This is a genomic window from Pseudomonas sp. BNK-7, assembly GCF_048072025.1.
Lineage (GTDB): Bacteria > Pseudomonadota > Gammaproteobacteria > Pseudomonadales > Pseudomonadaceae > Aquipseudomonas > Aquipseudomonas danubii.
The window spans coordinates 1,780,605-1,801,359 of the sequence record NZ_CP182252.1; the positions used below are offsets into that span (position 1 = coordinate 1,780,605).

The following is a 20,755-nucleotide window of genomic DNA, read 5'->3' on the forward strand; positions in this document are numbered from 1 at the left end:
CCGGGCCTGAAGGCTTGGCGTCCATCCGGCGATCAGTTGCTCTTGACCGCGTAGTCCGGCTTCTTGTCGTTGCCCGGGATGTATGGGCTCCAGGGCTGGGCGCGGATCGGCCCTTCGGTCTGCCACACCACGTTGAACTGACCGTCCGGCTGGATCTCGCCGATCATCACCGGCTTGTGCAGGTGGTGGTTGGTCTTGTCCATGGTCAGGGTGTAGCCCGAGGGCGCGGCGAAGGTCTGCCCGGCCAGGGCTTCGCGGACCTTGTCGACATCGGTGGACTTGGCTTTCTCCACCGCCTGGGCCCACATGTGAATGCCGACGTAGGTGGCTTCCATCGGGTCGTTGGTCACCGCCTTGTCTGCCCCCGGCAGGTTCTTGGCCTTGGCGTAGGCCTTCCAGGCGGCGACGAACTTCTGGTTCACCGGGTTATCCACCGATTCGAAGTAGTTCCATGCCGCGAGGTTGCCCACCAGCGGCTTGGTGTCGATGCCGCGCAGTTCTTCTTCGCCCACCGAGAACGCCACCACCGGCACGTCGGTGGCCTTCAGGCCCTGGTTGGCCAGTTCCTTGTAGAAGGGCACGTTGGAATCGCCGTTGACCGTGGAGATCACCGCGGTCTTGCCGCCGGCGGAGAACTTCTTGATGTTGGCGACGATGGTTTGATAGTCGCTGTGGCCGAAGGGGGTGTAGACCTCTTCGATGTCCTTGTCGGCCACGCCCTTGGCGTGCAGGAACGAACGCAAAATCTTGTTGGTGGTGCGCGGGTAGACGTAGTCGGTGCCCAGCAGGAAGAAGCGCTTGGCACTGCCACCGTCTTCGCTCATCAGGTACTCCACCGCCGGGATCGCCTGCTGGTTCGGCGCGGCGCCGGTGTAGAAGACGTTGGGCGACATTTCTTCGCCTTCGTACTGCACCGGGTAGAACAGCAGGCCGTTGAGTTCTTCGAACACTGGCAGCACCGATTTGCGCGACACCGATGTCCAGCAGCCGAACACCACCGCCACCTTGTCCTGGGTCAGCAACTGCCGACCCTTTTCGGCGAACAGCGGCCAGTTGGAGGCCGGGTCCACCACCACCGGTTCCAGCAGCTTGCCGTTGACCCCGCCCTTGGCGTTGATCTCGTCAATGGTCATCAGCGCCATGTCTTTGAGCGAGGTTTCAGAGATCGCCATGGTCCCCGACAGGGAGTGCAGGATACCGACCTTGATGGTCTCGGCGGCCTGGACGGTCCAGGTCATGCCCATCGCGGCAATGCTTGCCGAGAGAGTGAAAGCCTTGAGCAAACTACGACGCTTCATTGTGCGATCTCCATGAACTCTTGATTTTTTCAGGTGGTAGATGCGACTTCTCGGGCGCAGTGAAAACGCAGTAGTTTTCACTCCGCCTGTGCTGAAGGGCTGTTTTGCAAGGGATGTGCCGAGTCGCCCTAGGGCATGAAAACGTCGGTCTTAGCGGCAGTGAGCGGCTAGGTGATGCCCCAAGAGGAGGCTTTGCGCAGAGGATGGTGCGCATGGATGCGTCATTGTGGTGCTGCCGCAGAGCGGCAGCCTGGGTCAGCCAGGGGCTTCAGTTAACCCCAGGGAAGGAGTCGACGTATTTGATGGTGAAATCGGGAAAGGAGTCGACGATCTGGATCTTGTAATCGGGAAAGCTGTTGACGATCTTCCACTTGCCCGGCGCGTCGGCAAAGGAGTTGACCTGCTTGACCTTCAGATCGGGAAAGGAGTTCACCACCTTGACCTTGTAGTCGGGGAAGCTGTTGACGATCTGGATGTTGCCGTAGATTTTCGAGACGTCGACCGAGGTGCCGGCCTGGGCACCAAGGGTGGTGCCGAGCAGCAAGGCCAAGAATGCGGTTCTGAACATGAGACTCATCCTGAGAGATCCAAGCGCGCGATCTTAAAGCAAGGGCGACGATTGTAGGAGCTGGCTTGCCAGCGAAGAGGCCCTCGAACCTGGCACAAGGCTCAGGGGCGCCTTCGCCGGCAAGCCGGCGCCTACAGGGAGACGGGCACCGTCAGCGGCGGCGCATCAGGCCAATGAAGAACAGCCCGCCAATGGCCGCGGTGGCCACGCCGATGGGCAGGTCCTCAGGGGCAATCAGGGTACGCGCGGCGACGTCGACCCAGACCAGGAACAGGCTGCCCAGCAGCACGCACGCCGGCAGCAGTCGACGGTGCTCGGCACCCACCAGGCGCCGGGCGATGTGCGGCACCATCAGCCCGACAAAGCCGATGGAGCCGCTGATGGACACCAGCACCCCGGTCATCAGCGAGGCGATCAGGAACACCTTCAGGCGCACGTTGCGTGCGTTCAGGCCCAGGGTCACGGCGGTCTGTTCCCCGGCCATCAAGGCATTCAGCGGCCGTGCCATGCCCAGCAGCAACCCCAGCCCCAGCAGCACGCTGGCGGCAGGAATCGCCAGCAGTTCCCAGCGCGCCAGGCCCAGGCCGCCGAGCATCCAGAACATCACCGCCGAGCTGGCCCGGTGATCACCCATGAACAGCAGCAGGTTGGCCACCGCCATCATCACGAAGGACACCGCCACCCCGCACAGCAGCAGGCGGTCGCTGTCCAGGCGCCCGTTGCGCGCGGCGATGCCCAGCACCAGGAGCATGCTCGCCAGGGCGCCGATAAAGGCCGCCAGGGGCAGGGTCAAGAGGCCGATGACCTGCCCCAGGTGCAGCACCACGATCACCGCGCCGAGGGTGGCGCCGGAGGTCACCCCCAGCAGGTGCGGGTCGGCCAGGGGATTGCGGGTCACGGCCTGCAGCACCGCGCCGATCAGTGCCAGCCCGGCGCCGACCAAAGCACCGAGGAGCATGCGCGGGACGCGGATCAGCCAGACGATATGCTCCTGGCCCGGGCTCCAGTCCACCGTACCCAGGCCCAGGGCCTTGTGCAGGAGAATCCGCCAGACCACCTCCGCCGGCACCCGCGCCGGACCGAAACCCAGGGACAGCACACAGGACGCCAGCAGCAGGGCGCCGAGGGTCAGTAACAGGCAGGCATAACGACCCTTGATCATTCGCCGTGGAAACCCTTGGCCAGGGTTTCCACCGCCAGCACGTTGTCGATGCCCGGGGTGGCTTGCACATAGGGAATGACGATGAAGCGCTGGTTCTTGATCGCGTCGACTCCTTGCAGGGCCTGGTTATTCAGCAGGAACTGCTGCTTCTGCTCGGCGGTGACTTCGCTGTAGTCGACGATGACGATCACTTGCGGGTTACGCTCGACCACCGTCTCCCAGTTGATTCGGGTCCAACTGGCTTCGACGTCATCGAGAATGTTGCGCCCGCCAGCGGCATCGATCAGGGCCTGGGGCATGCCCAGGCGGCCCGAGGTCATGGCCCGGTCTTCGCCGCTGTCGTAGAGGAACACCCGGGGCTTGTCCTTGGGCAGGTCCTTCTGTACCTCGGCGACCTGCTCCTGCATCTGCGCGATCAGCGCGTTGGCCCGGTCCTGCACGTCGAAGATCCGCCCCAGGTTGCGCAGGTCGTTGTAGGTGTCGTCGAGGCTGGCCGCCGGGCGCTTCATCACGAAGGCGCAGGACTCGGTCAGCTCGTAGACGTTGATCCCCAGTGGCGCCAGGGTCTGCGGCGTGAGGTCGCCGCCGATGCGCATGCCGTAGTCCCAGCCGGCGAAGAAAAAGTCGACGTTGGCGTTGAGCAGGGTTTCCACCGACGGGTACTTGGCCGCCAGCTCTGGCAGACCGTCGAGCAAGGTGCTCATTTGCGGGGTCACGGCCTTCCAGCCACTGACGCCGCTGTAGCCCACCATCCGCGACTTGAGCCCCAGGGCGAGCATCATCTGGGTCATGTTGATGTCATGGCTGAGGGCGTGTTGCGGCGCTTGCTTGAAGGTCACTTCACGGTTGCAGCTGGTGATGGTCAGCGGGTAGTGGGTCGCTTCGGCGAAGGCTTGGGCGGTGCCCAGGAACAGGGTCAGGGCGAGGCCGGAGCGGAGCAGGGAGCGCAAGGTCATGGTTGAGTGATCCAGGTGATTCGTGGGTAGCCGGACAGGGGGTGGGCGTCGATCAGCGCCTCGACGCCGAACACGTTGCGCAGCAGATCGACTGTGAGCACTTCGGTGGGAGTGCCGCTGGCGACGATGCGTCCGTGATCGAGGACATACAGCCGGTCGCAGAAGGCCGCGGCCAGGTTCAGGTCATGGATGCTCGCCAGGGTGCCGATGCCCAGGCGCTTGACCCGTTGCAACAGCTCCAGCTGGTAGCGCGGGTCGAGGTGGTTGGTCGGTTCATCGAGGATCAGCAGTTGCGGGCGCTGGGCCAGGGCCCGGGCCAGGATCACCCGTTGTTTCTCGCCCCCGGACAAGGTGGCGAAAGCATGGTCCTCGAAGCCCAGCAGGCCCACCGATTCCAGGGCCTCGCGGGCGATGCGCCGGTCTTGTTCGGTGTCGCCGTCGAACAGGCCCTTGTGCGGCGTGCGGCCCATGGCGACCACTTCCTCCACCGTCAGGCCGAAGGCGTCGGGGAACTCCTGGAGCACCACGGCGATGCGTTGCGCGCACCAGCGTGGCGATTGCTTCCACACATTCTGATGCTCAAGCTGCACCTCGCCCTGCTGCGGCTTGCTGAAGCGATAGGCGCAGCGCAGCAGGCTGGTCTTGCCGCTGCCGTTGGGCCCGATCAGGCCGACGAACTCGCCGGCCGCCACTTGCAGGCTGGCCTCACGCAGTTGGAACTGGTGATGGCAGTGGCCCTGGCCCAGGGGTGTCCAGGCCAGGTTGGTGAGGTTCAGCGAGGTCATGCGGTGTCCGTGTGATCCCCGTGCCGTAGCGCCAGGTGGGGTTAAAAGGTGTAGTCAGCGGTGACGAAGAACGAGCGTGGCTCGCCGAGTATCCATTGCTGGCCGTCATTGTATTGGCTTTGCGCGTACTGGCGGTCAAACAGGTTGTTCAATTGCAGGCCCAGGGTGGTATTGGGCAGGGCTTTCCACGACAGGTTGGCATCGACCACGGTGTAGCTGGGCAGTTCGTTGCGGTTGGCCATATCGGCGTAGCGCGCATCCACGTAGCGCACTCCGGCGCCGGCCCGCAGGTCATCGTTGAGGGCCTTGCTCAGCCACAGGTTGGCGGTGCGGCGCGGCACGTCCACCGGGCGCTTGCCGTCGCGGGAGACTTGCACGCCGTTGACGTCCTGCTGGAAGTCGTCGTACTGGGCACGAACGATGGCGGCGTTGGCCTGCAATTGCCAGGCGTCGGGCAGTTGCAGCTCCAGGCTGGCTTCCAGGCCGTTGGAGGATTGCTGGCCCACTTGCTGTTTGCGGTTCGGCTCGCCGGGCACATCGGTCAGCAGCTTCTTCTTGACGATGTGGTAGGCCGCCAGGGTCCATTCGCCACGCTGGTCCCAGAACGCCTGCTTGAGGCCGATCTCGCTCTGCCGGGCGCTGGACAGGTCGAATTGTTGCTGGCTCTTGCTCAGGGAAATCAGCCCGCCAACGCCGTCGGTGCTGGTGGAGTACTGCCCGTAAAGGGAGGTGTCCGGGGTTACGGCAAACACCAGCCCGGCCTTCCAGTTGTTGCCGGTCAGGGTCTTGTCGCTGCGGCTGTCGTCCTTCAAGTCATCCCGATCAATGTGCGCATAGTCGCGGCGCACACCGGTCACCAGGGACCAGCGCTCGCTGAGTTGCAGGCGGTTTTCGGCGAACACCGACAGCTGTTTGGTGGTGGTCTTGAATTGATCGCGGTAGGGGCTGTTGCTGGCGAAGTCGCCCGCGGCCGGGTGATACAGGTCCAGCGGTTGACCGTTGGTAAAACTGTCGGTGAAGGGCGAATTGCTCTTCAGGTGAAAGCGAATGCGGTTGTAGTCGACGCCGGTCAGGGTCTGGCTGTCGAGGCCCAGCAGCGAGTGCTTGAAGGTAAAGGTCTGGCGGTCGCCGACCTGTTCCTGCTGGTGGCCGATAGCGTAGTAACCGCTGCGGCTCAGTTGGCCGGTGGTCGGGTTGAAGTTGTAGTTCTCGGCGTTCTGCCAACGACGCTGGGCCTTGAGGTAATACAGCTCGTTGCTGGCACTGACCTGGTCGGAAATCTGCCATTCGCTGGTCAGGCGGGTCCACTGGTCGTTGTAGTGCTGCTGGTCATTGCGGACGTTGTAGTTCTTGTTTCGCAGGCTTTTGTGGAAGCGCCCGTTGATCAGCGGCGTGCCGAAGTCGTTCATCGGGTTCTGGTCGCCGTAGTCGTGGGCCAGGGTAAAGGCCAGGTCGTCGCGAGCCTGCCAGCGCAGGGCGGCACTGACGAAATCGCCGGAGGAGTCGCCACGGTCGATCCAGCCGTTGCTGCGCTCGCGGTTGAGGTTGAGCCGATAGCTCAAGGTGTCGCTCAGGGAGCCACCGCTGTCCAGGGCCTGCTGCTGGCGATCGAAGGAGCCGTAGCCCAGGCGCAGGTGGTTTTCGATTGCGCCGCTGAAGGGCTTTTTCGGGAGGGTGTTGATCACCGCGCCGGTGGCACCTTCGCCATACAGCACCGAGGCCGGGCCGCGCAGCACGTCGACCCGCTCCACCGCCCAGCTGTCCACCGGGAAGGTCACGGTGCCCATGCCGGTGTACATGCGGTTGCCGTCATACAGCTGCATCACTGAACTCTGCCCGGTGAAACCCCGTGCCGACAAGGAAGTGCCACCGTCGCCTGGGGTGCCGGTGCGGCTGATGCCGGCGCTGCGGGAGACCGCGTCCTGAATGCTGCGGTCACCCCGGGCGCGAATCCGTTCGCCGCTCAGGCTGTCAGTGCTGGCCGGGGTTTCCAGGGCGCTGAGGCCCAGGCGCGAGCCGGCGCTGGTGGGGGTCTTCAGGCTGACGCTGTCGTCGGCCGCGCTGGCCGGAGCCGAAATGGTGCCGGTGGGCAGGGTCAGGGAGGCGGCGGAATCATCCGCCTGAGCCAGGGAAGGCAAGGCCATCAGGCAAAGGCTGGGCAGCAAGTACTTGTTCATCGGGACGGTGAATCACTTCTTCGAGGGGGTTGCCCGCAGTGGGGAACTGCGGGCAGGGATCTTACACTTTAATGTTATAAAGTAACATTATAACCGTGCATGGCTAAAGCGCCGAGATTCTACAGAGCCCTCTGGAACGAGCATCTCAGCTGATTCATGTTGAAGATGAAGCAGATTCAGGCCCGCGGTTGAAGCGTGAAAGCAGCAGGCGATCGAGCAGCCACACCCCAATCAGCGAGGCTCCAACCAAAGGAAATGCCAAGGCCAGCAGCGCCATGATCAGCATCGCGGTTTTCCATTTCGGCAGGTCGTGGCGCAGCGGGGGCACGCCGAGTCGGCCCTGGGGACGACGCTGCCACCACATGACCATGCCGCTCACGGCGCTGAGCAGGATCATCAGGCACACCACCAGCACCAGGATCTGGTTGACGCGGCCGAACATCTTGCCTTCATGCAGCATCACCCCAACCTCCGTGGCCCGGGCCACGTTGCTGTACTGCTGCCAGCGCACGTCGGCCAGGACCTTGCCGCTGTATTGGTCGACATGCAGGGTGGCATCGTTGCGCGGATCGTCGGCGAACACGGCGATGGTGAACACGCCGGTGGCGGTCTTCGGCAAGGTGATGCTGTAGCCCGGTTCGACCTGGCGCTGGCGGGCGATGTCCTGCACCGCTTGCAGGCTGATGGACGGGGCTGCCGGCGCCGTGTCCGCGGCGTTGTGGGCCATGTGCTCGGCGTGGTCGCCGGACATCGGCATCGGGGTGTTTTCCACCGCCCAGGGCACGGTCTGGCGCGTGGCGCTGTTGAGCTCCCGGGCCTGCTGGTCGGAGGTCGGCACGTCGTTCCACATGGCCGCCGGAAAGCGGTTCCACAGGTCGGCGTACTGCTTGCCCCAGAAGCCGGTCCAGGTCATGCCGCTGAGTAGCATCAGCAGCAGGAATGCCGCGCCCCAGAAGCCCAGCACACTGTGCAGGTCGCGCCAGAACGGCCTGCCGCGGACGCTGAAACGCGGCCACAGCACGCCCGCCGACGACTTGCCCCGTGGCCACCACAGGTACAGGCCGGACACCACCAGGACGATGCCCCAGCCAGCGGCCAGTTCCACCAGCCGGTCACCGACGGTGCCGATCATCAGCTCACCGTGAATGGCCCGGGCCACGGCCTGCAGGTTGGCCTTGGCATCCTGCTCGCCGAGCACATCGCCGTGGTAGGGGTCGATGAAGACATTCAGCTCCTGACCCTTGTCCTGCACCACGAACTGCGCGCTGCGCTCGGCATCAATCGGTGGCAGGTACTGCTTGATATGGCCCTGGGGGTAGGCCGATTGCACCCTTTGCAGCAAGTCGTCGGCACTCAGCAGGTGATGACCGGCGGGCACCTTGAGCAGGCTGGGGTACATCAACGGGTCCAGTTGTGGCTTGAACAGGTAGATGATGCCGGTCAGGGCCAGCATCACCATGAAAGGGGCCACGAACAGCCCGGCGTAGAAATGCCAGCGCCAGGCCAGGTTGTAGAAAGACACTTTGGGTCGGTTCATCGGGGAACGCTCCGCAGGGCAGTGAATCTTTTCTTATAGGGGCTGTTCGCTGGCACCCCAGCTCCTGCGGTGAGGAGCCGGCGTGCCGGCGAAGGCGGATCAGAAGCTCAGGTCGACCTTGGTCCAGAGGGTGCGCCCCGGCTCCTTGATCGCCTGGGGATCACTGGCCGGGTAGCCGAAGCCGGCGTTGCCCGCCAGGTTCAGGTGTTCGGCGTAGGCCTTGCCGAACAGGTTGTCGACCCCGGTGCTGAGCTTGAGGTTCTTGGTCACCCGGTAGGCGCCGTTGAGGGAGAACACGCCGAAGCCACCGCTCTTGCCGAAGTCCTTGCCGACCACGTTGCCCTTGTTCAGGTCGACGCGGTTTTGCGCCGCCACCACCCGCCACAAGGCCCCGGCGCTCCAGTCGTCCTCGCTGTAGGTCAGGCCGAAGCGCGCGTCCAGCGGCGGCATCTGCGGCAGGGCCTTGCCGTCGCTGCTGTTCTTGCCCCAGGCGTAGGCCAGGGTCGCATCGGCTTTCCAGTTGGAGGTCAGCTTGTAGGCCGCACCCAGTTCGCCGCCCATGATCCGGGCGTCGATGTTCTCGGCCCGAGAGGTGCTCATGCCCATCATTTTCGAGTTGTAGTCGAAGAGGATGTAGTCGCGCACCTGGCCGATATAGCCCGAGGCCCAGGCTTCCAGATCCTCGCTCTGGTATTGCAGGCCGAAGTCCAGTTGGGTGGTCTTTTCCGGCTTGATCGAATCGAAGGCGTTCACTGAGCCCGCCGGGCCCATTTTCGGCGAGAACAGCTCCCAGTAGTCGGGGAAGCGCTGAGTGTGGCCAAGGCCGACGTACAGCGTGGTCGGGCTGTCGGCCAGGTCATGCTCGTAGCGCACGAAGCCGCTGGGCAGGGTATCGGCCCGAGTATCGCCGGCAGTGGGGTTGGGCCGGCTCATCATTCCCGAGCCGATGCTCTGCCGGTAGTCCTTGGCCGAAGCACGGTCGAGGCGGGCCCCGGTGATCAGGCGGTCGCGCTCGGCGGCGTACCAGGTCAGTTCGCCGAAGGCGCCGTAGTTGTGGAAGTCGGCGTCCTTGGTACGGGGCAGTTGCTTGTAGGTATCCACGCCGTTGCTGGCCCGAGTGCGGTGTTCGTTGGTCTGGGCATCCAGGCCGCCGATCAACTGCAGGTCGGCCCAGCGCCAGGTGGCCTTGATCCGCGCACCGAGGGTGCGACGGTCGACATTGGAGGCCATGGGGCCGGCCATCATGCCGGTGCCGGACGGGGTACGCAGGCTGTAGTTGTCCATCACGTGGTCGGCGTAGTTGTAGTAGACCTGGGCCTCGACCTTGTCCAGGACCTCGCCGATGTTGGATTTTTCGAAACGCAGGCCCAGGCTTTCGCGCTTGAACTGCGAACCGTCCATGCCGCGGCCGGCGTAGCGGGCTTCGCCGTCGCCCTTGCCGGCGGTGAGCTCCAGCAGGGTGTCGGCGTCCGGGGTCCAGCCCAGGGCCACGTCACCGTTCCACTTGTCGTAGCGCGAGGCCACGGTGTCGTTGTTGCCATCCTTGTAGTCGTCGGCATGGGCGGTGTTGCCGATCACCCGCACATACCCCAGGGGGCCGCCGGCGGCAGCATCCAGGGTCTTGTCGAAGCGGCCGTTGGAGCCCGCCAACAGGCTGGCGTTGACCCGCGTGCCGAGTTCGCCGAAGTGTTCCGGCTCACGCTCGAACAGCACCGTGCCGGCCGAGGCGCCCGGGCCCCAGAGCACGGTTTGCGGGCCCTTGATCACGGTCAGGCGATCATAGGTTTCCGGGGAGATGTAGGAGGTCGGTGCATCCATGCGGCCGGGGCAGGCGCCGAGCATCATGCCGCCATTGGTTAGGATGTTCAGGCGCGAGCCGAACATGCCCCGCAGTACCGGGTCACCGTTGGTGCCGCCATTGCGTACCAGCGCGAAGCCGGGAATGGTCTTCAGGTAGTCTCCGCCGTCACTGGCCGGGACCGGTTGGCGCGGGTCCTTGGGATTGGTGACCACGGTCAGCGGCGAGCTGGGGGCGATGGCGGTGATCACCGTCGGGCTCAATTGCGTGCCGTGTCGGGAGTGATCCGTCGGGGCCTCGTCGGCCAGGGCCAGGGGGGTCAGCAGCACGCCGCAAAGCACCGCCAGGGCATGGTTGAAACGCAGGCGCGACGGGTTCAGGGCAAAGGGCTTGGATGGCTGGGCAGCGCCCAGGCGAGTGTCAGCAGAAAACATAGATGTTCCATCGATCGGTCTTGAATGACACGGCCGCAACTATGCGGCTGTCGCAATGACAGTCGGCCGTGTGAGATGAGCAGGGGACTCAGACGAGGATCGGTGGGGCGCGGGTCAGGGCGCCGGGGAACACGGTCTGCCGGGCGTGGCCCAGGCGCGTGGCGGGGATCAGGAAATGCTGTGTGGGCGGCGCGGACAGGGCGGCGAACGACAGGCCCGAAGGCAGCGCCGGGCAATTGAACAGCAGGCTGCAATAGCCGCATTTTTCCCAGAGTACGTGTTGTTCGCCCTGGGACTTGCCCTGTTGGGCGTGATGCGGGCTTTCACCGTGACAGCCGGGCGCGCCGTCGCCCATGTCCATGGAGACGGACATGTTCATCGGCATCGCGTGATCCATCGGCATCGACTGAGAAATCAGCGGGCCGATAAAGATCATCAGCATGGCGAACAGGCTGATCCAGCTGCCGCGGCGCACTCCCGGGGAGTTGCGACGCGGCGCGGACCGCCTGCGGCCAGGCGCGTGCGGGGTGTTCACGGTAACGAGCCGGTCAGCTTAGTGAGCGTGCTTGGACTCGTGCATGGCGGCCGGTGGCTGCTTCTGTACGGCCACTTCGACGGTGACGTCGCCGGCCTTTTCAAAGTGCAGGGTCAGGGGGAAGCGCTTGCCGTCGCTGAGCAGGCTGCGGTCTTTGAGCTCCATCAGCATCACGTGGTAGCCCATGGGGGCGAAGGTCACCTCACCGCCGGCGGGCACCGCAACCTTGGCCACTTGCTGCATTTTCATCATGTCGCCTTGCATGACGTGTTCATGCAGTTCGGCCCGGCCAGAGATCGGCGAGTCGACACTGAGCAGGGTGTCGGCGTTCTTGCCTGGGTTGTGCACCACGAAGTAAGCCGCGACGGTCGGCGCGTTCGGCGGCAGCTCCTGCGACCAGGGATGGGCGATCTGCAACTCACCGGCCTTGTAGTCGTGAGCGGTGGCGAAACAGGCAGGCAGCAGCAGTGCGACAACGAGCAGGGATTGCTTGATCAGGGACGGTTTGGACATGACGGTTCTCCAGAACGATTCAAAAACGCAGATCACTTGCGAAAGGGAATCATGCCAGAGGCGGGGCACCGGGGTTCAGGCTGGGCCATTGCTGGCGCAGGGTGAGCATTGCGATCTTCGGTTGCGGCGCGCCCGGCTGGACGGCGAAACGAATGAAATTCAGCTGGGGTACATGACCGGGCAGGGCCACCAGCGGCGCTGAGCCTGAGCAGCACCAGCAGTGCTGCATGTTCGAGTGCTCGTCGTTCTGCGGGGCTTTCTGTTCAAGCTTGCCCAGGGAAATGGCCACCATTTTGGTGCCGCTGGAAGAGCAGAAGCTGCCCCACAGCAGTTGTTCGTCCAGCCCCGAATCGTTGCGTTGCATGGCCCCGGAAAGCGGCATGGCAAGCATGTTGAACAGCACTGCGAAGCAGGCGATCCAGGCAAATGCGAGCCGTTGTCGGGACATGGGGACGATCCGTCGGTTGAGCGATCAGGCGGGTATTTAGCCTGATCGCTGTGGATAAGTAAAAAAGCAGCGTATGCGGTGTGGTGTCGCAGTGCCAGTTCAGGCCGGGCTGACGTGGAGCTTGAGTCCCAGTGCCTTCATGACCTTGATGATAGTCGCGAACTCGGGATTGCCCTGGCTGCCCAGGGCCTTGTACAGGCTCTCGCGACCCAGGCCGGTGTCGCGGGCCACCTGGGTCATGCCCCGGGCGCGGGCGATGTCGTTGAGGGCGGCGCGGATCAGCTTGCCGTCGCCGGCATCTTCCTCGAAGCAGGCGTCGAGGTAGGCCACCATGTCTTCAGGGGTCTTGAGGTACTCCGCCGCGTCGAAGCGGGTGACTGGGGTGTGCATGTTTCAACCCTCGCTCTTGAGGTCGTGGGCCAGTTGCCTGGCGCGTTGGATATCGCGTCTCTGGGTGTTCTTGTCACCGCCGATCAACAACAGGTAGATCACCGTGCCCCGGCGCGAGAAGTACACCCGATAGCCGGGGCCGCGATGGATGCGCATTTCATAGACACCTCCACCCAGTGCTTCGCAGTCGCCGAATCGGCCCAGTTGGGCGGCGCGGATCCTGGCCAGTACACGGGTTTTGCCTTGCGGATCCTTCAGGTGCAGGAGCCAGCGGCTGAACTCCAGGGTCTGCTCGAAGACGTACATGACGAATGTATTCCTTGGGATACAGCGTGGCAACCCATTTGCCCGCCTAGAGCTCAACTGGGCGACGAGCGGAGCCGGCGCCATTGAGACGGTCCAAGGAGGCTAAAGCATGGGGTTGGTAGCGCGCTGCCAGGGGCTTCCCAAGTGTTTGTGGGGCGCGGCGGTTTTGCCTGTCAGGTTTTGTCCGGCGAGTGCAGGGCCTGCAGCAACTCGGCCACGCTGGCAAAGTGGCGGTCGGCCTCGGGCAGCTTTGGGCGCTTGAGCACCAGCACCGGTATGCCCCGCTCACGTGCCACCTCCAACTTGGGCTCGGTGGCGCTGCTGCCGCTGTTCTTGCTGATCAGCACATCGATGTCCCGACGTGCGAACAGTTGGCGCTCGTCTTCGATCAGGAAAGGCCCACGGGCACCGATGACTTCGCAACGCTCGTTGCCGGGGCAGGTTTCCAGGGCGCGCAGGGTCCAGAACTGCCCCGCAGGAATCTCGTTCAGATGCTGCAACGGCTCGCGGCCCAGGGTGAACAGCGGCCGCTTGAAGGGCCGCAGGGCCTCGACCAATGCCTCCCAGCCGGCGATCTCGCGCCAGTCATCCCCGGGCTGCGGCTGCCAGGCCGGGCGCCGCAAGGCCCAGCAAGGCACGGCTGCGTGCTGTGCCGCAGCCACGGCATTGGCGCTGATCTGCGCCGCGTAGGGGTGGGTGGCATCCAGCAGGAGGCCAATGCGTTGTTCGCGGATAAAGCGCGCCAGGCCCTCGGCACCGCCGTAGCCGCCGACCCGGACCTGGCACTTGAGGTCGCTGGGCACCCGACCGACCCCGGCCAGGCTGTAGATATGTTCAGGGCCCAGGGTGCGGGCGATGGCCAGGGCTTCGGTGACCCCGCCCAGCAGCAGAATACGGGTCATGACAAGACTCCGGCATGGCCAACGATGCCGCCCTGGCGATCGATGGCGAAGACTTCCACCTGAACCTGGGCCGGCACCACGCTGCGGGCGAAGTCCAGGGCGTGCTGGCACACCGCGTCGCCTAGGGCGATCCCGGCGGCGCTGGCCATGGCCAGGGCCTGCTGGCTGGTATTGGCCTCGCGGATGGCCTGTTGCAGCGCCGGGTCGGCACCCACCGCGGCGGCCCAGCGCGCCAGTTGTGGCAGGTCGATGCTGGAATGGCGGCTGTGCAGGTCCATGTGCCCGGCGGCCAGTTTGCTGATCTTGCCGAAGCCGCCGCACAGGCTGAGTTTATCCACCGGCACTTTGCGCAGGTGCTTGAGCACTGCGCCGACGAAGTCGCCCATTTCGATCAGGGCGATTTCCGGCAGTTCGTAGACCCGGCGCATGGTGTCTTCGCTGGCGTTGCCGGTGCAGGCGGCGATGTGCAGGTAGCCATTGGTCTTGGCCACGTCGATGCCCTGGTGGATCGAGGCGATATAGGCCGCGCAGGAGAAGGGCCGGACAATGCCGCTGGTGCCCAGGATCGACAGCCCGCCGAGAATCCCCAGGCGCGGGTTCATGGTTTTCAGGGCCAGTTCCGCTCCGCCCTCGACGTTCACCGTGACTTCGAACCCGCCGGGGTAGGCCTGTTCCTCGGCGAGCCGTTGCAGGTGGTCGCTGATCATTCGGCGCGGCACGGGATTGATCGCCGGCTCACCCACTGCCAGCACCAGCCCGGGGCGGGTCACGGTGCCCACACCCTGGCCGGCGATAAAGCGGATTCCCGGCTCGGGAGTCAGGCGCACCTGGGAGTAGAGCAGGGCGCCGTGGGTCACGTCCGGGTCGTCGCCGGCATCCTTGAGGGTTCCGGCCTCAGCGCCGTCGTGGGTGCGGCGACAGAACTCCAGGCGCATCTGTACCTGTTTACCCTTGGGCAGGACGATATCCACCGCGTCCGCATTGACGCCCCCCAAGAGCAGGCGAGCGGCGGCCAGGCTGGTGGCGGTGGCGCAGCTGCCGGTGGTCAGGCCGCTGCGCAGGGGCGCGGGCTGTTCCGCTGTTTCCTCACGCATGCCCTTGCTCCCGTAGGAGCGAGCTTGCTCGCGAAGGGCGCGCTGCGGTCTCTTTGCTGGACGCTTTTGCGGGCAAGCCCATTCCTGCAAGGTTCATGGCAGGTCCCGGGGTTTGTGCAGGTCCAGCAGGGTGATCGGCAGGGCCTGGCGCCAGGTATCGAACTCCCCCAGGGGCTGGGCCTGGGCGATATGGATGCGGGTCAGTTCCCCGCCGTACTGCTCGCGCCAGTGCATCAGGGTCATTTCACTTTGCAGGGTCACCGCGTTGGCCACCAGGCGCCCACCGGGCTTGAGCTGCTCCCAGCAAGTCTGCAATACGCCTTCGCGGGTCACCCCACCACCGATGAACACCGCATCCGGACGCTCAAGTCCGGCCAGAGCCTGGGGCGCGCTGCCGCGAATCAGTTGCAGCCCGGGCACGCCGAGCACGTCGCGGTTGTATTCGATCAACTGCTGGCGGCCATCGTCGGCTTCGATGGCCAGGGCCCGGCAACTGGGGTGGGCCCGCATCCATTCAATACCGATGGAACCGCTGCCGGCCCCCACATCCCAGAGCAGTTCACCGGGTACCGGGGCCAGACGGGCCAGGGTGATGGCGCGCACGTCCCGCTTGGTCAACTGGCCGTCATGACGGAAGGCCGAGTCCGGCAGGCCGGCCAGACGGGACAGTGGCGGCGTATCGGCCGCCGCCCGGCATTCGATGGCCAGCAGGTTGAGGTCGGCGATCGATGGATCGCTCCATTGATTGGCAGTGCTGTCCAGGCGTCGCTCCAAGGGCCCGCCCAAGTGCTCCAGTACCGTGATCCGGCTCGGGCCGAAGCCGCGCTCGCGCAGCAGTCCGGCGATGGCTGCCGGGCTGTGGCGGTCATTGCTCAGCACCAGCAGGCGCACGCCGCTGAACAGTTGGGCGTTGAGCGCGGCAATCGGCCGTGCCACCACCGACAGCGTGACCACCTCCTGCAGGGCCCAGCCCAGACGGGCGGCGGCCAGGGAATAGGAGGAAGGAAAGGGCAGTACCTGCAGCTCATCGGCCGGCAGTTGCCGGGCCAGGCTGGCCCCTACGCCGAATAGCATTGGATCGCCGCTGGCCAGCACGCAGACGGGCGTGCCGCGTTGGCTCAGCACCGGCTCCAGGGAGAACGGACTGGGCCACAACTGGCGTTCGCCACGGATGCACGCCGGCAGCAGATCCAGCTGGCGCTGGCCGCCGACGATCCGCGAAGCGCCCAGCAGGGCATGGCGGGCGTTCCTGCCCAGGCCCTTGAAGCCGTCTTCACCGATTCCCACTACTGTCAGCCAGGGCGACATCTATATTCCTCAAACCTAAGGTTCCGACCGGCAGGCTTTTCATGCCTTCGGACAAAGCAGGCATAATACCGCGCCTTCGCTGACGAAGCGCTTTTCCCACACTGCCGGTCGCCCCTTTGAACGAACGTCCTATGTCCACCGCCATCCGCCCCTCGGCCTGCCCGGGGTTGCTGCGCATTGTCCCGGCGCTGGACGGCGGCATCTGCCGGATCAAGCTGGCGGGCGGCGTCATCAGTGCCGCTCAGGCAGCGGCGGTGGCCGAGGCGGCGCAGGCTTATGCCGGCGGTGTGATCGAGGCCACCAACCGCGCCAACCTGCAGATTCGCGGGATCGGCGCCGAGCACCAGGCACTGATCGACAAACTGCTGGCGGCCGGCCTGGGACCGACCACCGCCGCCGGCGACGATGTGCGCAACCTGATGCTCAGCCCCAGTGCCGGCATCGACCGGCAGTTGCTGATGGACACCCGGCCCCTGGCCGGGCAGATCCTCGAGACCTTGCAGAGCCACTCGCGCTTCCATGAACTGTCGGCCAAGTTCGCCGTGCAGCTCGATGGCGGCGAAGCCCTGGCCATGCTCGAACATCATCACGATCTGTGGCTGGCCGCCTTGGTGCGGGAGGGGCAGTTGCTGTTGGCCTTTGGCCTGGCGGGCAGCCCTGTGGATAAACCCTTGGCGGCAGTGCCCCAGGAACTGGGCCATGAACTGCTGGTGGCGGTGCTGGAGCTGTTTCTCGAACTGGCCACGCCCGAGCAGACGCGGATGCGGCACCTGTTGGCGCAGGTGCCGGTGGCGGATTTTCTTGCCCAACTGAACCTGCGCCTGAGCCGGCCCTTGTTGAGTATCGACGGCTGGCAGCGTCCGGCCTCGGTCGCTGGGCTGCACCTGGGAACTTATCCACAGCGTGAACGCGGACAGGTCTATGTCGGTGCGGTTGCGCCCCTGGGGCGCCTTGATCCCGTCATGCTCAAGGGCGCTGCGCAACTGGCCGAACAGTACGGCGACGCCAGCCTGCGCTTCACACCCTGGCAGAGCCTGCTGCTGCCCGGCATTGCCCCGGCGGATGCTCCCCGGGTCACGGCACGTCTGGGCCAACTGGGCCTGTTGTGCAGCCCTGAACAGTCCCTGGCCCACCTGATTGCCTGTACCGGCTCCAGTGGCTGCGGCAAAGCCCTGGCCGACACCAAGGGCGATGCGTTGAAGTTGGCGACCCTGCTCCAGGGCCATGGCCGTCAGCAGGCGGTGCATTTGTCGGCCTGCTCCCGTTCCTGCGCCGCCGCCCATGTGGCGCCGGCCACCCTGCTGGCGACGGCCCCAGGGCGTTACGACTTGTATCTACGCGATGCAGCACAGCCGGGTTTCGGCGCGCTGCACGCACGCAACCTTTCTATTGAAGCGGCAGAGGCACTGCTTGATGCCCGCCCACGGAGCCACCTAGATGATTGATTACATCCGCGACGGTCAGGAGATCTATCGCAACTCCTTCGCGATCATCCGCGAAGAAGCCAAGCTGGATCGCATTCCCGCCGACCTGGAAAAACTCGCGGTACGGGTGATCCACGCCTGCGGCATGGTCGAGGCCATCGACGGCCTGCAATTCTCCGCGGGCGCCGGCAAGGCCGGGCGTGATGCCCTGGCCGCCGGGGCACCGATCCTCTGCGATGCGCGGATGGTCTCTGAAGGCATTACCCGGGCACGCTTGCCGGCCAACAACAAAGTGATCTGCACCCTGCGCGATGACAGCGTCCCGGAGTTGGCCCGAGAGCTGGGCAACACCCGCTCGGCGGCGGCTCTGGAGCTCTGGCGTCCGCACCTGGAAGGCAGCGTGGTGGTGATCGGCAATGCGCCCACCGCCCTGTTCTACCTCCTGGAAATGCTCGACGCCGGCGCGCCGAAACCGGCGCTGATCCTCGGCTTCCCGGTGGGCTTCGTCGGCGCCGCCGAATCCAAGGCGATGCTCGCCGCCGACAGCCGCGGCGTGCCCTTTGTGATCATGCAGGGTCGCCTGGGCGGTAGCGCCATGGCCGCCGCCGCCGTCAACGCCCTGGCCACGGAGATCGAATGATGCAGCAACCTGGACGTTTGATCGGCCTTGGCGTGGGTCCTGGTGATCCGGAGCTGATTACCCTGAAGGCCCTGCGCCTGCTGCGCGAGTCGCCGGTGGTGGCCTACTTCGTGGCCAAGGGCAAGAAAGGCAACGCCTTCGGCATCATCGAAGGGCACCTGCAACAGGCCCAGACCCTGCTGCCGCTGGTGTACCCGGTGACCACCGAAGTGCTGCCGGCGCCGCTGTCCTACGAGCAAGTGATCAGCGATTTCTACGACAGCGCCAGCCAGGAGCTGGCGCTGCATCTGGATGCCGGTCGGGATGTGGCGGTGATCTGCGAAGGCGACCCGTTCTTCTACGGTTCCTACATGTACCTGCACGATCGTCTGGCCGAGCGTTACCAGGCCGAAGTGGTGCCCGGGGTGTGCTCGATGCTGGGCGGCGCGTCGGTGCTGGGCGCGCCGCTGGTGTATCGCAACCAGAGCCTGTCGGTGCTCTCGGGCGTGCTGCCACATGACGAGCTCAAGCGGCGTCTGGCGGACGCCGACGCGGCGGTGGTGATGAAGCTGGGGCGCAATTTCCCCAAGGTGCGCCAGGTCCTGGAAGAGCTGGGGCTGGCGCAGCGTGCGCTGTATGTGGAGCGCGCCACCATGGCCAACCAGAAGATCGTGCCGCTGGATGACGTGGAGCCGATGTCCTCGCCGTACTTCTCGCTGATCATCGTGCCCGGCGAAAGGTGGCAAGGCTGATGGCCCGTTCAATTCCGGCCATCGTCATCCTTGGCCAAGGCAGTCTCGACACCGCACGGCAGATCCAGCGGCTGTATCCCGATTCGTTGATCCACGGTCTGGCGGAACGGGTCGAAGGCGCTGATCGGATCTACCACGAATTCGGCGCCACCCTGCGCCAGCTGTATCAACAGGACAGGCCCATCATCGCCCTGTGTGCGGCGGGTATCGTGATCCGCACCCTGGCCCCGCTGCTGCTGGAAAAAGGCGCCGAACCGCCGGTGCTGGCGGTGGCCGAAGACGGCAGCGCCGTGGTGCCGCTGCTGGGTGGCCTGGGCGGCGTCAACGTCATGGCCCGGGAAATCGCCGCGGGCCTTGGTGTGGCTGCGGCCATTACCACCAGTGGCGAACTGCGCTTTGGCACCTGCCTGCTCAACCCGCCCAGCGGTTATGCCCTGGGCGACCTGGAGCTGGGCAAGCGCTTTGTCTCCGACCTGCTGGGTGGCGAAAGCGTGCGCATCGAAGGCGCCGCGCCCTGGCTGGCCGCGGCCAAGCTGCCCGAGAACGATCAGGCCCGCCTGACCATCCGGGTCGGCTCTGCCGAGCGCGAGCCTGCGGCCAATGAGCTGCTGATCTACCCCCGCAGCGTCCTGGTCGCTTGCCGTAGCGGCCAGCTTGCTGGCGAAAGCGATACCAGCCTGGCTACCCACATCCGTCAGGCCCTGCATCAGGCGCGCATCGCCGTGCAGTCCGTCGCCTGCCTGCTGGCGGCCGACAGTGACATGGCTGACCGCGCCCTGCATCAGGCGGCTGCGCAACTGGGTGTGCCGCTGCGTTTCCTGCCGGCCGCCGGCAGTGTCGTCGAACTGGCACAGCAAGCCGTGCCGCAATTGCTGCCGCCGCTGAAGGTGGGGGAGGACATCGCCATCGCCGTGGCCAGCCAGCCCCTGGACCTCGAACAGATCGGCCGGCCCCGTGGGCGCCTGGCAGTCATCGGCCTCGGTCCTGGTGCTGCCGAACTCATGGTGCCGGCGGTGAAAGCCGAACTGGCCCGGGCCAACGACATCCTCGGTTATGAAACCTACGTGCGCATGGCCGGCCCGTTCCGCGCCGATCAGGTGATGCACTGCACTGACAACCGCGAAGAAATGCAGCGCGCCCGGCACGCCTTCGAACTGGCGGCCCAGGGCCGTTCGGTGGTGGTGGTGTCGTCCGGTGATCCGGGGGTGTTTGCCATGGCCGCGGCGGTCCTGGAAGCCCTGCACGAATCCAGCGATCCGGCCTGGCATCGTGTCGACCTGGAGATCCTCCCGGGCGTCTCCGCCTCACTGGCCACCGCCGCCCAGGCCGGCGCGCCGCTGGGTCATGACTTCTGCGTGCTGTCGCTGTCCGACAACCTCAAGCCCTGGGACATCATCGAGAAGCGCCTGGACCTTGCTTCCCAGGCCGATCTGGCCCTGGCCTTCTACAACCCGATCTCCCGCTCGCGGCCCTGGCAACTGGGCCGGGCCCTGGAGATCGTGCGCCAGCACCGCACGCCGCAAACCCCGGTGGTGCTGGGACGGGATATCGGTCGTCCGGGGCAGACCCTGCGGGTCATCACCCTGGGCGAGCTGACCCCGGAGCAGGTGGACATGCGCACCATGGTGCTGGTGGGCTCTTCCACCACCTGCGTCTTCCCCCGGGCCGAGGGTGGCGAGTGGGTCTACACGCCGCGCTGGTACGGCAATAAACCCTTGTAGGAGCCGGCTTGCCGGCGAAGGCGCTCAC

Annotated in this window: 20 protein-coding genes; 4 read left to right on the forward strand and 16 right to left on the reverse strand. The window is 65.4% G+C overall.

Annotated elements, in window-relative coordinates:
* Positions 1–32: 32 nt before the first annotated feature.
* The 16 genes from urtA to cbiE form a co-directional block, all read right to left on the reverse strand.
* On the reverse strand, positions 33–1,298 hold the full coding sequence (urtA, locus tag ACMGF8_RS08210) for an urea ABC transporter substrate-binding protein (protein ID WP_102862967.1): 1,266 nt from the start codon (positions 1,296–1,298) through the stop codon (positions 33–35).
* A gap of 268 nt (positions 1,299–1,566) precedes the next feature.
* Complete coding sequence (locus ACMGF8_RS08215; protein WP_102862968.1) at positions 1,567–1,866, reverse strand: hypothetical protein; 300 nt, start codon at positions 1,864–1,866, stop codon at positions 1,567–1,569.
* Between the two features lie 151 nt (positions 1,867–2,017).
* Positions 2,018–3,028, reverse strand: coding sequence for a FecCD family ABC transporter permease (locus tag ACMGF8_RS08220; protein WP_102862969.1), 1,011 nt, complete (start codon positions 3,026–3,028; stop codon positions 2,018–2,020).
* A complete protein-coding gene (locus tag ACMGF8_RS08225; RefSeq protein WP_207166999.1) occupies positions 3,025–3,984 on the reverse strand; it encodes an ABC transporter substrate-binding protein in 960 nt (319 codons plus the stop codon). The genes ACMGF8_RS08220 and ACMGF8_RS08225 overlap by 4 nt, the downstream gene beginning before the upstream one ends.
* Positions 3,981–4,769: an ABC transporter ATP-binding protein gene (locus ACMGF8_RS08230; RefSeq protein ID WP_207167000.1), complete on the reverse strand. Its 789-nt coding sequence runs from the start codon at positions 4,767–4,769 to the stop codon at positions 3,981–3,983. Before ACMGF8_RS08230 ends, ACMGF8_RS08225 begins: the two co-directional genes overlap by 4 nt.
* Before the next feature lie 41 nt (positions 4,770–4,810).
* The gene (locus ACMGF8_RS08235; protein WP_207167001.1) at positions 4,811–6,946 is read right to left on the reverse strand and encodes a TonB-dependent receptor; all 2,136 of its coding nucleotides are present in this window, start codon (positions 6,944–6,946) and stop codon (positions 4,811–4,813) included.
* Positions 6,947–7,100: 154 nt separating this feature from the next.
* Positions 7,101–8,483: a PepSY-associated TM helix domain-containing protein gene (locus ACMGF8_RS08240; protein WP_102862973.1), complete on the reverse strand. Its 1,383-nt coding sequence runs from the start codon at positions 8,481–8,483 to the stop codon at positions 7,101–7,103.
* Positions 8,484–8,582: 99 nt separating this feature from the next.
* Positions 8,583–10,715, reverse strand: a complete 2,133-nt coding sequence (locus ACMGF8_RS08245) for a TonB-dependent copper receptor (protein WP_416759233.1) — start codon at positions 10,713–10,715, stop codon at positions 8,583–8,585.
* Between the two features lie 88 nt (positions 10,716–10,803).
* Positions 10,804–11,250 (reverse strand): DUF2946 domain-containing protein, encoded by a 447-nt coding sequence (locus ACMGF8_RS08250; RefSeq protein WP_102862975.1) that lies wholly within the window; start codon positions 11,248–11,250, stop codon positions 10,804–10,806.
* An 18-nt stretch (positions 11,251–11,268) separates the two neighbouring features.
* Positions 11,269–11,763: a copper chaperone PCu(A)C gene (locus ACMGF8_RS08255; protein ID WP_102862976.1), complete on the reverse strand. Its 495-nt coding sequence runs from the start codon at positions 11,761–11,763 to the stop codon at positions 11,269–11,271.
* Between the two features lie 49 nt (positions 11,764–11,812).
* The gene (locus tag ACMGF8_RS08260) at positions 11,813–12,211 is read right to left on the reverse strand and encodes a DUF2946 domain-containing protein (protein ID WP_102881960.1); all 399 of its coding nucleotides are present in this window, start codon (positions 12,209–12,211) and stop codon (positions 11,813–11,815) included.
* Positions 12,212–12,310: 99 nt separating this feature from the next.
* Positions 12,311–12,601: an addiction module antidote protein gene (locus ACMGF8_RS08265; RefSeq protein WP_016968235.1), complete on the reverse strand. Its 291-nt coding sequence runs from the start codon at positions 12,599–12,601 to the stop codon at positions 12,311–12,313.
* A 3-nt stretch (positions 12,602–12,604) separates the two neighbouring features.
* On the reverse strand, positions 12,605–12,907 hold the full coding sequence (locus ACMGF8_RS08270) for a type II toxin-antitoxin system RelE/ParE family toxin (protein WP_060837327.1): 303 nt from the start codon (positions 12,905–12,907) through the stop codon (positions 12,605–12,607).
* A gap of 173 nt (positions 12,908–13,080) precedes the next feature.
* Positions 13,081–13,809: a cobalt-precorrin-6A reductase gene (locus tag ACMGF8_RS08275; protein WP_115581507.1), complete on the reverse strand. Its 729-nt coding sequence runs from the start codon at positions 13,807–13,809 to the stop codon at positions 13,081–13,083.
* The gene (locus tag ACMGF8_RS08280; protein ID WP_300244288.1) at positions 13,806–14,903 is read right to left on the reverse strand and encodes a cobalt-precorrin-5B (C(1))-methyltransferase; all 1,098 of its coding nucleotides are present in this window, start codon (positions 14,901–14,903) and stop codon (positions 13,806–13,808) included. The genes ACMGF8_RS08275 and ACMGF8_RS08280 overlap by 4 nt, the downstream gene beginning before the upstream one ends.
* A gap of 93 nt (positions 14,904–14,996) precedes the next feature.
* Positions 14,997–16,211 (reverse strand): precorrin-6y C5,15-methyltransferase (decarboxylating) subunit CbiE, encoded by a 1,215-nt coding sequence (cbiE, locus tag ACMGF8_RS08285; protein ID WP_416759238.1) that lies wholly within the window; start codon positions 16,209–16,211, stop codon positions 14,997–14,999.
* A 131-nt stretch (positions 16,212–16,342) separates the two neighbouring features.
* Here cbiE and cobG point away from each other — a divergent pair, with 131 nt between their 5' ends.
* Genes cobG through cobJ form a run of 4 tightly spaced genes read left to right on the forward strand, consistent with a single transcriptional unit; the run spans position 16,343 to position 20,727 of the window.
* A complete protein-coding gene (gene cobG, locus ACMGF8_RS08290) occupies positions 16,343–17,656 on the forward strand; it encodes a precorrin-3B synthase (RefSeq protein ID WP_416759240.1) in 1,314 nt (437 codons plus the stop codon).
* Positions 17,649–18,275 (forward strand): precorrin-8X methylmutase, encoded by a 627-nt coding sequence (locus tag ACMGF8_RS08295; RefSeq protein ID WP_102862983.1) that lies wholly within the window; start codon positions 17,649–17,651, stop codon positions 18,273–18,275. Before cobG ends, ACMGF8_RS08295 begins: the two co-directional genes overlap by 8 nt.
* Entirely contained in the window at positions 18,275–19,006 is a 732-nt protein-coding gene (locus tag ACMGF8_RS08300; RefSeq protein WP_102862984.1) for a precorrin-2 C(20)-methyltransferase, read from the forward strand. The genes ACMGF8_RS08295 and ACMGF8_RS08300 overlap by 1 nt, the downstream gene beginning before the upstream one ends.
* Positions 19,006–20,727 (forward strand): precorrin-3B C(17)-methyltransferase, encoded by a 1,722-nt coding sequence (gene cobJ / locus ACMGF8_RS08305; RefSeq protein ID WP_207167007.1) that lies wholly within the window; start codon positions 19,006–19,008, stop codon positions 20,725–20,727. Before ACMGF8_RS08300 ends, cobJ begins: the two co-directional genes overlap by 1 nt.
* The last annotated feature ends 28 nt before the right edge of the window (positions 20,728–20,755 follow it).